Below are 11,744 nucleotides of genomic sequence, written 5' to 3' on the forward strand. Positions count from 1 at the left end.
CTCGATAAACGTTCTACATTAGTAACAAATAAATCATCACCAACTAATTGTACTTTATCTCCAATCTTTTCAGTTAAATACTTCCAACGGTCCCAATCATTTTCATCCATACCATCTTCAATAGAAATAATTGGATAGTTACGAGATAATTCGGCTAAATAATCTGCTTGTTCTTTACTTGATCTTACTTTTCCGGTTTCACCTTCAAATTTAGAATAATCGTAATTACCATTAACATAAAATTCTGCTGCTGCACAATCTAAAGCAATCATAATATCGTCTCCTAAAGTGTAGCCAGCATTTTTTACTGCCAGTGCTATAATTTCTAAAGCATCTTCTGTTCCGCCTTCTAAGTTTGGTGCAAAACCACCTTCGTCTCCTACTGCTGTACTTAAACCTCTATCGTGTAAAACTTTTTTAAGGTTATGAAAAATCTCTGTACCCATTTGTAGTGCGTGAGAAAAGTTATTTGCTTTTACTGGTATGACCATAAATTCTTGAAAAGCAATTGGAGCATCGCTATGCGAACCACCATTTATAATATTCATCATGGGTACTGGTAAAGTATTTGCACTTACACCTCCAACATAACGATACAATGGCATACCTAATTCTGCTGCTGCTGCTTTAGCAACTGCTAAAGAAACGCCTAAAATAGCATTTGCTCCTAACTTTGATTTATTAGGAGTGCCATCTATTTCGCACATTAAAGTATCTATATAGTTTTGCTCAAAAACATTTACACCTAAAAGCTCTTCTGCTAGTATAGAGTTAACATTATCTACAGCTTTGGTTACACCTTTACCCATAAATTTATCTCCACCATCTCGTAACTCTACAGCTTCGTGTTCGCCTGTTGAAGCTCCAGATGGTACTGCAGCTCTTCCAACGTAACCGTTTTCTGTTTCTACATCTACTTCTACTGTTGGGTTTCCTCTTGAATCGAAAATTTGTCTTGCGTGGACGTTGATTATAATACTCATAATTCGTGTTTTAAATTTTTATTAACATTCAAATTTACTATTTAATTCTGTGTTCTTAGTGTTAACAATTTTAGAATTAAACAAAAAATTATCTATAACGTTTTAGTAAAATTGAAAAAGCAACAGAAAATACATTCTATTGCTTTATTCATACTATTATTTTTTGATTTTATTAATGAACTCATCAAATAAGTATGTTGAATCGTTTGGTCCAGGACTAGCTTCTGGGTGGTATTGAGCAGAAAACACATTCTTGCTTTTCATTTTAATTCCTGCTACAGTATCATCATTTAAATGCACATGTGTAATCTCTACATCATTATGTGCTTCTGTTTCTTCTCTATTAATTGCAAAACCATGATTCTGTGATGTTATTTCTCCTTTTCCAGTTATTAAATTCTTTACTGGATGGTTAATACCTCTATGACCATTATGCATTTTGTAAGTTGAAATACCATTTGCTAATGCAATAACCTGGTGTCCAAGGCAAATACCAAATAATGGTAAATCTCTTTTAATAATTTCTTTTGCCAGTTCTTGAGCTTCTATAAGAGGTTCTGGATCTCCTGGTCCATTAGATAAAAAGTACCCATCTGGATTGAAAGCTTCTAAATCTTCGAATTTAGAATTATATGGAAACACCTTTACATATGCACCACGTTTTACAAAATTTCTAAGAATATTCTTTTTAATAACAATATCTAATGCAGCAATTTTAATAGCCGCATTTTCATCTCCTACAAAATAAGGCTCTTTAGTTGAAACTTTAGAAGCAAGTTCTAAGCCATTCATATTAGGAGTATTTGCAAGTTGCAATTTTAGTTCTTCAACATTATCTACTTCTGTAGAAATAACTGCATTCATTGCTCCATTGTCTCTAATGTATGCTACAAGAGCTCTTGTATCTACATCTGAAATTGCAAGTAGATTGTTATGGTTTAAAAAGGCTTCTAAGGAACCGTCTGCTGCATCACGAGAAAACTCATAACTAAAATTTTTACATATAAGGCCTGCTATTTTTACAGAGTCAGATTCATCTTCCATTCTATTAACACCATAATTCCCAATATGTGCATTAGTGGTAACCATTAACTGGCCATAATATGAAGGATCTGTAAAAATCTCTTGATAACCGGTCATTCCTGTATTAAAACAAACTTCACCAAAGGCACTACCTTCTCTTCCTACAGCTTTACCATGAAAAATGGTTCCATCTGCCAATAGTATTAATGCTTTTTTTAGTTTTTGATATTTCATAGATATAATAATTACGTCAAAGGTTTTGCAAAAGTTCAAAAAAAAAAGGATAAACTAAAATAGTTTATCCTTTTTATATTAAATGCTTATTAACATTTACTCTTCTTCGTTAGTTGCTTTAGTGTCAATTGGCGCAGTTGTTGCTTTTCCACCACGACGACTTCTACGTGTAGTTTTCTTAGCTTTTTTATCTGCATTATAGATTTCATTATAATCTACAAGTTCAATCATTGCCATATCAGCGTTATCTCCTAAACGATTTCCTAACTTTATAATTCTAGTATAACCACCTGGACGATCTCCAACTTTTGCAGCTACATCTCTAAATAATTCAGTAACTGCTTCTTTTTGACGCAATTTAGAAAATACTAAACGACGATTGTGTGTCGTATCGTTTTTAGATTTTGTAATCATTGGCTCAACAAAACCTTTTAAAGCTTTTGCTTTAGCTACAGTAGTATTGATACGTTTGTGTTCGATTAAAGAACAAGCCATATTTGCTAACATAGCTTTTCTATGAGCCGTCTGGCGTCCTAAATGGTTTACTTTTTTTCCGTGTCTCATGACATTTATTTTATCATCTTGCTACTAAACTCAATTATCGAGGAGCAAAATATGATTAATTAATTATTGTGTTGACTAAGTTTTTTAGTTAAAAATTTAATCTTTATCTAATTTATATTTAGATAAGTCCATTCCGAAATTCATACCTTTTACATTTACAAGCTCTTCAAGCTCTGTTAAAGATTTTTTACCGAAGTTACGGAACTTCATTAAATCGTTTTTGTTAAAAGATACTAAGTCTCCTAATGTATCTACTTCTGCTGCTTTTAAACAATTAAGTGCACGTACAGATAAATCCATATCTACTAATTTAGTTTTAAGTAACTGACGCATGTGAAGAGACTCTTCATCATAAGTTTCAGTTTGTGCAATTTCATCAGCTTCTAATGTTATACGCTCATCTGAGAATAACATGAAGTGGTGAATTAAAGTTTTTGCTGCTTCAGTTAAAGCATCTTGAGGCGTAATAGAACCATCTGATTGAATTTCGAAAACTAATTTTTCGTAATCTGTCTTCTGCTCTACACGATAATTCTCAATACTATACTTAACATTCTTTATTGGTGTATAAATTGAATCTGTAAAGATTGTCCCCATTGGTGCTGAAGCTTTTTTATTTTCTTCTGCAGGAACATAACCTCTTCCTTTTTCGATTGAAATTTCCATAGTAATATTTACTTTAGAATCTAAGTTACAGATTACTAAATCTGGATTTAAAACTTGAAAACCTGAAATAAATTTTTGAAAATCTCCTGCTGTAATTTTATCTTGACCTGAAATAGAAATAGAAACAGACTCGTTATCTACATCCTCTATTTGACGCTTAAAACGCATTTGCTTTAAGTTCAAAATAATTTCAGTAACATCTTCTACTACTCCAGATATTGCTGAAAATTCATGATCAACACCTTCTATTCTAATAGATGTAATTGCAAATCCTTCTAAAGAAGATAATAAAACTCTTCTTAAAGCATTTCCTACTGTTAGTCCGTAACCTGGTTCTAGTGGTCTGAATTCGAATTTACCTTCGAAATCAGTAGAATCAATCATGATTACTTTGTCGGGCTTCTGAAAATTAAATACTGCCATTTTTTTCTTCGTTTTAATTGTTGTTTAGTTGCGCGATTTAAAAGTTTGAAGATCACTAATAAATCCTTTGGCTAAACATCAATATGATTAATTATTATTTAGAGTATAATTCTACAATGAATTGTTCGTTTATGTTCTCAGGAATTTGAATTCTAGCAGGAACAGAAACGTAAGTACCTTCTTTTGTTGCGCTATTCCAAGTAATCCATTCGTAAACGTTACTTGAATTTGATAAAGATCTTTCAATAGCCTCAAGAGACTTAGATTTTTCTCTAACAGCAACAACATCACCAGCTTTTAGTTGGTAAGATGGTACATTTACCAACTCTCCATTTACTGTAATATGTCTGTGAGAAACTAGTTGTCTTCCAGCACTTCTTGTTGGAGCAATTCCCATTCTAAAAACAACGTTATCTAATCTAGACTCGCATAATTGTAATAGAACTTCACCTGTAATTCCAGGAGCTGCTGTAGCTTTTTTAAACATGTTTCTGAATTGACGCTCTAATACACCGTAGGTATACTTAGCTTTTTGCTTTTCCATTAATTGGATAGCGTATTCAGATTTTTTTCCACGACGTCTTGCGTTTCCGTGTTGTCCTGGTGGATAATTTCTTTTTTCAAAAGCTTTATCATCTCCAAATATAGCTTCGCCAAATTTACGTGCTATTTTAGTTTTAGGACCAGTATATCTTGCCATTTTAAATTGTTTTGTGAGAGTGCATGTGAATTAAGGTCTTAATCTTATCCTTCGACTTGCGTTGATCTCTCTAATTGATACTTGTTAATATTTTTAAGTCTGCAAATTTACACAAAAAATTAATATCAGCTATTATATATAACTAATATTAATTTATGATGTGTTATATGCTTAACGTTTTAAACGTTATTATACTCTTCTACGTTTTGGAGGACGACATCCATTATGCGGTAAAGGTGTTACATCAATAATTTCTGTAACTTCAATTCCTGCATTGTGGATGGAACGTATAGCAGATTCTCTACCGTTTCCAGGTCCTTTAACATAAACTTTTACTTTTTTCAACCCTGCTTCTTTTGCTACTCCAGATGCATCTTCTGCACATAATTGAGCTGCGTAAGGTGTGTTCTTTTTAGAACCTCTAAATCCCATTTTACCTGCAGACGACCATGAAATCACGTCACCTTTTTTGTTTGTTAATGAGATAATAATATTGTTAAAGGATGCAGTTATGTGTGCTTCTCCAACAGATTCAACTATAACTTTACGTTTTTTAGTCGATTTTGTATTTGTCTTTGCCATATTTCTATAGTTCTAAGTAGTTAGTTGATAGTCGCTAGAATCCTAAACCTAAATAATTTCAAACAGATTCTTTCCAACGTCTAAACACTAAAGACCAAATTTGTAATTATTATTTAGTTGCTTTTTTCTTGTTAGCAACAGTTTTTCTTCTACCTTTTCTAGTTCTAGAGTTGTTTTTAGTACGTTGACCTCTTAAAGGTAAAACAGCTCTATGACGAATAACACTGTAACAAACAATATCCAATAATCGCTTAAAGTTTAATTTTGTTTCTTAACGTAATTCTCCTTCAATGGTAAATGTTCCAACAGAGTCACGAATGGCTGCTATTTGATCATCGTCCCAATCTTGAACTTTAATACTTTCGTCAACTTTAGCTGTTGCTAAAATTTCTTGAGCTCTGCTTCTACCTACACCATAGATATAAGTTAAAGAAATAACTCCTCTTTTGTTTTTTGGTATGTCTACACCTGCAATTCTAGCCATAATTATCCTTGTCTTTGTTTGAATCTAGGATTCTTTTTGTTAATGACGTAAAGTCTTCCTTTTCTGCGTACGATTTTACAATCGATACTTCTCTTTTTAACTGATGCTCTTACTTTCATAAGTTTAGTATCTATAAGTTATTCGAGCCTTCGTTAAATCGTAAGGACTCATTTCTAATTTTACTTTATCTCCAGGTAACAATTTAATGTAATGCATACGCATTTTCCCGGATATGTGTGCTGTCACAATGTGACCATTTTCTAATTCTACACGAAACATTGCATTTGATAATGCTTCTATTATCGTTCCGTCTTGCTCTATTGCTGCTTGCTTTGCCATAGTTTAATATTAAGCTACTGCTTTCCTATTTTTACCAGTCTTCATTAAGCCATCATAGTGTCTATTTAACAAGTAAGAATTTACTTGTTGCATAGTATCAATTGCAACTCCAACCATAATTAATAATGATGTACCTCCAAAAAATAATGCCCAACCTGATTGTACTCCCATTAGCTTAAATACAAATGCTGGAAAAACAGCGATTAAAGCTAAAAATATAGAACCTGGCAAAGTTATTTGAGACATAATCTTATCTAAGTATTCTGATGTTTCAGAACCTGGACGTATTCCTGGAATAAAACCACCACTACGTTTTAAATCGTCTGCCATTTTATTTGTAGGAACTGTTATTGCTGTATAAAAATATGTGAAAATTATAATTAATAAAGCAAAAACAATATTATACCATAAGCCAAACATATCAGAAAAATTAGCAACCATCCATTGTCCGGCAGTTGAATCTTTCATTAACGATGATCCTCCAATTAAACCTGGAACAAACATAATAGCTTGAGCAAAGATAATTGGCATTACTCCTGAAGCATTAAGCTTTAAAGGAATAAATTGTCTTGCACCATCAAATACATTTTTTTCATAACCTCCAGTTGCAGATCTTCTTGCATATTGGACTGCTATTTTTCTAACTGCCATCACTAGCAATATAGACGCAGCAATAATTGCAAACCAGATGACAATTTCAAAAAGAATCATCATAGGTCCATTTCCTGTGGTAAACCTTGCATTCATATTCTGAAGGAAAGATTTAGGTAATGTTGCAATAATTCCTACCATAATTAATAAAGAAATTCCATTTCCAATTCCTTTATCTGTTATTTTTTCACCTAACCACATTGCAAAAATACAACCTGTTACTAGAATTACTATCGATGAAAAGTAGAAAACACCACCTTGGCCTAATAAAAATGCTGAATTTGGAATACCAAACATTGGCTGTAAACTAGCTAAATATCCAGGTGCTTGAACTAAACAAATACCTATTGTTAACCATCTTGTTATTTGTGTAATCTTCTTTTGTCCACTAGCTCCTTCTTTTTGAAGTTTCTGTAAATAAGGAATTGCTATTCCCATCAACTGTACAACAATAGAAGCTGATATATAAGGCATAATACCTAAAGCAAAAACTGATGCATTTGCAAAAGCTCCACCTGTAAAGGCATTTAATAAACCTATAATACCACCATCACCAGCTTGACTTTGTAAGCTAGTTAATTGCGAGGCATCAATACCTGGCAAAACAACTTGTGCTCCAAAACGATAAACTAATAATAAACCTAAAGTAAATATGATTCGGTTTCTTAGTTCCTCGATTTTCCAAACATTCTTTATTGTTTCTATAAATTTCATATTCTCTAGTTGGTCTTATAAAGTTGCAGCTTCACCACCAGCAGCTTCAATAGCAGCTTTTGCAGTAGCAGTAAATTTATGTGCTGTTACAGTTAACTTTGCTTTTAACTCACCTCTTCCTAAGATTTTTACAAGCTCATTTTTACCTGCTAAACCTAAAGAAACGATAGTTTCAAAATCTAATGTATCCTTAATTTTCTTATCATCAACTAATTGCTGTAAAGTATCAAGGTTGATACCTTGATGCTCTTTACGGTTGATATTTGTAAAACCAAACTTAGGAACACGTCTTTGAAGTGGCATTTGCCCACCTTCAAAACCAACCTTTTTAGAATAACCAGAACGAGATTTTGCTCCTTTGTGACCACGTGTAGCAGTACCTCCTTTACCAGAACCTTGTCCTCTACCTATTCTTTTTCCTTGGTTTTTTACTGAACCTTCTGCAGGTTTTAGATTACTTAAATTCATTTTCCAGTATATTGTTATTTAGATTCCTTTACAGAAACTAAGTGATTAACTTTTCTAATCATTCCTAAAATATTAGGAGTGTCTTCGTGCTCAATAGTTTGTCCTACTTTCTTTAAACCTAAAGCTAATAGTGTTAACTTTTGTCTTTTAGTACGGTTGATTGCGCTCTTAACTTTTGTTACTTTTATTTTTGCCATTTCTGTAAATATTAACCGTTAAAAACTTTCTCTAAAGAAATTCCTCTTTCACGAGCAATAGTTTGAGCACTTCTTAATTGCAATAACGCATCAAAAGTTGCTTTAACTACATTATGTGGATTTGAAGATCCTTGAGATTTAGATAATACATCATGAACTCCAACTGCTTCAAGCACTGCTCTTACAGCACCACCAGCAATAACTCCTGTACCAGGAGCTGCAGGAATGATGTTTACACTTCCTCCACCATATTTACCTTTTTGTTCATGAGGTAAAGTTCCTTTTATAATAGGGATACGTACTAGGTTCTTTTTTGCATCTTCAATAGCCTTTGCAATTGCACTTGCTACATCTTTAGATTTTCCTAAACCATGTCCTACAACACCAGCTTCATCTCCAACCACAACGATTGCTGAGAAACCAAATGCTCTACCACCTTTTGTTACTTTAGTAACTCTTTGCACACCTATTAAACGATCTTTAAGATCTAAACCACTTGGTTTTACTAACTCTGCGCTTCTGTATTTTTTATACATAATTTCTTAGAATTTAAGTCCTGCTTCTCTAGCTCCTTCAGCTAATGATTTTACTCTACCGTGATATAAATATCCACCTCTATCAAAAGCGATAGTATCTACTCCAGCTTTAATTGCTTTTTCGGCAACTGCTTTCCCTACTAATGTAGCAACTTCAGTTTTGTTACCTTTTGCAGAACTAATGTCTTTATCTCTTGAAGATGCTGCTGCTAAAGTTTTACCTGAAACATCATCAACTAATTGAGCATAAATCTCTTTATTACTTCTAAAAACAGCTAATCTAGGTCTTGCATCTGTACCAGAAACAGCCTTACGGATTCTGCTTTTAATTCTTAGTCTTCTTTGGTTTTTTGTTAACTTCATAACTTACTTATTATGCTGATTTACCAGCTTTTCTTCTTAGTACTTCACCTACAAACTTCACACCTTTTCCTTTATAAGGCTCAGGTGGTCTAAATCCACGTATTTTCGCAGCTACTTGTCCTACAAGTTGTTTGTCGTGAGATGTTAACTTAATGATTGGATTTTTACCTTTATCTGAAACTGTTTCCACTTTCACTTCTGGTGCAATACTCAAAACAATGTTATGAGAAAAACCTAAGGCTAACTCTAACCTTTGACCTTGGTTACTTGCTCTATATCCTACTCCTACTAGCTCAAGCTCTTTTGTCCATCCTTTAGAAACACCTGCAACCATATTGTTAACAAGTGACCTATATAAACCATGCTTAGCTTTACTTTCTTTATTATCTGAGGGACGTGTTACTAACACATTTCCATCTTCAACTTTAACCTCTACAGTATCGTAAGATTGAGTTAATTCTCCTAACTTACCTTTTGCTGTAATGATGTTATCTTTTACTTCTATAGTAACTCCTTCTGGAATTGCCACTGGATTATTTCCTATTCTTGACATCTCTTTCTTGTTTTATAGATTAGTAAACGTAACATAAAACTTCACCACCTACATTCTCACGCTGAGCCTGCTTACCAGTCATTACTCCATGAGAAGTTGAAACGATAGCAATACCTAATCCGTTAAGAATACGAGGTAATTCTGTTGAACTAGAATACTTACGTAAACCAGGCTTACTGATTCTTTGTAATTTTCTAATTACTGGTTCTTTTGATTCTTTATTGTACTTAAGGGCAATTTTAATTGTTCCTTGTACTGAAGAATCATCGAACTTATAACTTAAAATATATCCTTGATCGAATAATATTTTAGTTATGTCCTTTTTTAAATTTGATGCAGGAATTTCCACTACTCTGTGGTTAGCACGCACTGCGTTTCTAACTCTTGTAAGGAAATCTGCAATTGGATCTGTATACATATGTATTAATTTGCGGACTTGGTTTTCACACTATTGTGAACCTTAGACCAATTTATAAATTTACCAACTTGCTTTTCTAACTCCTGGTATTAAACCTTGGTTTGCCATCTCTCTAAATGTAACACGAGAAATTCCAAAAGTACGCATGTAACCTTTAGGTCGTCCTGTTAATTTACATCTATTATGCATGCGAACTGGAGAAGCATTTTTTGGTAACTTTTGTAATGCTTCATAATCGCCAGCTTCTTTTAAAGCTTTGCGTTTTTCAGCATATTTAGCTACTGTTTTTGCTCTTTTCACCTCGCGGGCTTTCATTGATTCTTTAGCCATAACTTAGTTTTTTTGAAAAGGTAAACCTAATTCTGTTAATAATGATTTTGCTTCTTTATCAGTTGCTGCAGAAGTTACAAATGTGATATCCATACCAGAAATTTTATTGATTTTGTCAATATCTAATTCTGGGAATATAATCTGCTCAGTAACTCCTAAATTGTAGTTACCTCTTCCATCGAAACCTTTAGCTTTAATACCACCGAAATCTCTAACACGTGGTAAAGCTGAAGTTACTAAACGATCTAAAAATTCGTACATTCTTTCTCCTCTTAACGTAACCATAGCGCCAATTGGCATACCTTTACGTAATTTGAAAGCTGCAATATCTTTTTTAGACAATGTAGCGATAGCTTTTTGTCCTGTTATAGTCGTTAACTCGTCTAATGCGTAGTCAACTAATTTTTTATCTGCAACTGCAGCACCAACTCCTCTAGATAATACTATCTTTTTAAGTTTAGGTACTTGCATTACATTACTATAACCAAATTCTTCTGTAAGAGCTGCAATTACTTTGCTTTTATACTCTTCTTTAAGTCTAGGTGAATATGCCATAACTATATTACTTCGTTTGATTTTTTTGAAAATCTTACTTTTTTTCCATCTTCCATTCTAAACCCAACTCTTGTTGCTTCTCCTTTAGAAGTTAACAATGATAAGTTAGATATTTGAATAGGAGCTTCTTTTTCAACGATTCCTCCTTGTGGACTTTGTGCACTTGGCTTAGTATGTTTCTTTACCATGTTCACGCCCTCAACGATCGCTTTGTTCTTATCGGCTAATACTTTCTGTACTTTACCTTCTGATCCTTTATGATCTCCAGCAATTACTTTTACAGTATCTCCAGATTTTATTTTAAGCTTTGTCATCTTAATAAATGTCTTAAAGCACTTCTGGTGCTAATGATACAATTTTCATGAATTGTTTATCACGAAGTTCTCTAGCAACAGGTCCAAATACACGTGTTCCTCTCATTTCACCCGTTGGGTTTAAAAGTACACAAGCATTATCGTCGAATCTAATATATGATCCATCTGGACGTCTTACTTCTTTTTTAGTACGAACAACAACTGCTGTAGACACTGCTTTTTTCTTAATGTTTCCATTAGGAGTTGCATCTTTAACAGAAACAACAACTTTGTCACCTACAGAAGCATATCTTCTCTTAGTACCTCCTAAAACACGGATTACTAATACTTCTTTAGCACCAGTATTATCTGCTACTTTTATTCTTGATTCTTGTTGTACCATAATTACTTCGCTCTTTCAATTATTTCAACTAATCTCCAACATTTAGATTTAGATAAAGGTCTTGTTTCCATGATCTTTACTGTGTCTCCAATGTTACAGTCGTTTGTTTCGTCGTGTGCTACGTATTTTGTCGTTTTTAAAACGAATTTTCCGTACATAGGATGTTTTACTTTTTTTACTACGGCAACAACTATTGATTTCATCATTTTGTTACTAGTAACTACACCTATACGTTCTTTTCTTAAGTTTCTTTTTTCCATCTTTC

General features: G+C 33.1%; 20 protein-coding genes and 1 pseudogene. All 21 read right to left on the reverse strand.

Annotated features, from left to right (window positions below):
• Window positions 1–983 (reverse strand): phosphopyruvate hydratase (gene eno, locus QNK89_RS07985; protein ID WP_340170488.1); only part of this gene is annotated, 983 nt, incomplete at its 3' end.
• Window positions 984–1,139: 156 nt separating this feature from the next.
• Window positions 1,140–2,240: a glutamine-hydrolyzing carbamoyl-phosphate synthase small subunit gene (carA, locus tag QNK89_RS07990; RefSeq protein WP_340170489.1), complete on the reverse strand. Its 1,101-nt coding sequence runs from the start codon at window positions 2,238–2,240 to the stop codon at window positions 1,140–1,142.
• A 96-nt stretch (window positions 2,241–2,336) separates the two neighbouring features.
• Entirely contained in the window at window positions 2,337–2,804 is a 468-nt protein-coding gene (gene rplQ, locus QNK89_RS07995) for a 50S ribosomal protein L17 (RefSeq protein ID WP_340170490.1), read from the reverse strand.
• 96 nt (window positions 2,805–2,900) lie between these two features.
• Window positions 2,901–3,893, reverse strand: coding sequence for a DNA-directed RNA polymerase subunit alpha (locus QNK89_RS08000; protein WP_340170491.1), 993 nt, complete (start codon window positions 3,891–3,893; stop codon window positions 2,901–2,903).
• 94 nt (window positions 3,894–3,987) lie between these two features.
• The gene (gene rpsD, locus QNK89_RS08005) at window positions 3,988–4,593 is read right to left on the reverse strand and encodes a 30S ribosomal protein S4 (protein WP_340170492.1); all 606 of its coding nucleotides are present in this window, start codon (window positions 4,591–4,593) and stop codon (window positions 3,988–3,990) included.
• A gap of 189 nt (window positions 4,594–4,782) precedes the next feature.
• A complete protein-coding gene (rpsK, locus tag QNK89_RS08010; RefSeq protein WP_300205414.1) occupies window positions 4,783–5,175 on the reverse strand; it encodes a 30S ribosomal protein S11 in 393 nt (130 codons plus the stop codon).
• Window positions 5,176–5,284: 109 nt separating this feature from the next.
• Window positions 5,285–5,659 (reverse strand): annotated as a pseudogene (gene rpsM / locus QNK89_RS08015) (30S ribosomal protein S13).
• Between the two features lie 2 nt (window positions 5,660–5,661).
• Window positions 5,662–5,778 (reverse strand): type B 50S ribosomal protein L36, encoded by a 117-nt coding sequence (ykgO, locus tag QNK89_RS08020; RefSeq protein ID WP_340170493.1) that lies wholly within the window; start codon window positions 5,776–5,778, stop codon window positions 5,662–5,664.
• Window positions 5,779–5,782: 4 nt separating this feature from the next.
• Complete coding sequence (gene infA, locus QNK89_RS08025; protein ID WP_007094967.1) at window positions 5,783–5,998, reverse strand: translation initiation factor IF-1; 216 nt, start codon at window positions 5,996–5,998, stop codon at window positions 5,783–5,785.
• Window positions 5,999–6,007: 9 nt separating this feature from the next.
• The gene (secY, locus tag QNK89_RS08030) at window positions 6,008–7,363 is read right to left on the reverse strand and encodes a preprotein translocase subunit SecY (RefSeq protein WP_340170494.1); all 1,356 of its coding nucleotides are present in this window, start codon (window positions 7,361–7,363) and stop codon (window positions 6,008–6,010) included.
• 15 nt (window positions 7,364–7,378) lie between these two features.
• Window positions 7,379–7,831, reverse strand: a complete 453-nt coding sequence (gene rplO / locus QNK89_RS08035; RefSeq protein ID WP_340170495.1) for a 50S ribosomal protein L15 — start codon at window positions 7,829–7,831, stop codon at window positions 7,379–7,381.
• Window positions 7,832–7,845: 14 nt separating this feature from the next.
• Window positions 7,846–8,028: a 50S ribosomal protein L30 gene (gene rpmD, locus QNK89_RS08040; RefSeq protein ID WP_340170496.1), complete on the reverse strand. Its 183-nt coding sequence runs from the start codon at window positions 8,026–8,028 to the stop codon at window positions 7,846–7,848.
• 11 nt (window positions 8,029–8,039) lie between these two features.
• Window positions 8,040–8,564 carry a 30S ribosomal protein S5 gene (rpsE, locus tag QNK89_RS08045; protein ID WP_290696436.1) on the reverse strand — a complete coding sequence of 175 codons (525 nt, stop codon included), beginning with the start codon at window positions 8,562–8,564 and terminating at the stop codon, window positions 8,040–8,042.
• Window positions 8,565–8,570: 6 nt separating this feature from the next.
• Window positions 8,571–8,927, reverse strand: a complete 357-nt coding sequence (rplR, locus tag QNK89_RS08050; RefSeq protein WP_340170497.1) for a 50S ribosomal protein L18 — start codon at window positions 8,925–8,927, stop codon at window positions 8,571–8,573.
• A 10-nt stretch (window positions 8,928–8,937) separates the two neighbouring features.
• A complete protein-coding gene (rplF, locus tag QNK89_RS08055) occupies window positions 8,938–9,480 on the reverse strand; it encodes a 50S ribosomal protein L6 (protein ID WP_340170498.1) in 543 nt (180 codons plus the stop codon).
• Between the two features lie 19 nt (window positions 9,481–9,499).
• The gene (rpsH, locus tag QNK89_RS08060) at window positions 9,500–9,898 is read right to left on the reverse strand and encodes a 30S ribosomal protein S8 (RefSeq protein WP_340170499.1); all 399 of its coding nucleotides are present in this window, start codon (window positions 9,896–9,898) and stop codon (window positions 9,500–9,502) included.
• A gap of 60 nt (window positions 9,899–9,958) precedes the next feature.
• On the reverse strand, window positions 9,959–10,228 hold the full coding sequence (gene rpsN / locus QNK89_RS08065; protein ID WP_034043320.1) for a 30S ribosomal protein S14: 270 nt from the start codon (window positions 10,226–10,228) through the stop codon (window positions 9,959–9,961).
• A 3-nt stretch (window positions 10,229–10,231) separates the two neighbouring features.
• Entirely contained in the window at window positions 10,232–10,783 is a 552-nt protein-coding gene (rplE, locus tag QNK89_RS08070; protein WP_340170500.1) for a 50S ribosomal protein L5, read from the reverse strand.
• Between the two features lie 2 nt (window positions 10,784–10,785).
• Window positions 10,786–11,097, reverse strand: coding sequence for a 50S ribosomal protein L24 (gene rplX / locus QNK89_RS08075; RefSeq protein ID WP_340170501.1), 312 nt, complete (start codon window positions 11,095–11,097; stop codon window positions 10,786–10,788).
• 13 nt (window positions 11,098–11,110) lie between these two features.
• Window positions 11,111–11,479: a 50S ribosomal protein L14 gene (gene rplN, locus QNK89_RS08080; RefSeq protein ID WP_013869034.1), complete on the reverse strand. Its 369-nt coding sequence runs from the start codon at window positions 11,477–11,479 to the stop codon at window positions 11,111–11,113.
• Between the two features lie 2 nt (window positions 11,480–11,481).
• The gene (rpsQ, locus tag QNK89_RS08085) at window positions 11,482–11,739 is read right to left on the reverse strand and encodes a 30S ribosomal protein S17 (RefSeq protein WP_340170502.1); all 258 of its coding nucleotides are present in this window, start codon (window positions 11,737–11,739) and stop codon (window positions 11,482–11,484) included.
• Window positions 11,740–11,744 lie beyond the last annotated feature (5 nt).

Source organism: Lacinutrix sp. (assembly GCF_037625555.1).
Taxonomy (GTDB): domain Bacteria; phylum Bacteroidota; class Bacteroidia; order Flavobacteriales; family Flavobacteriaceae; genus Lacinutrix.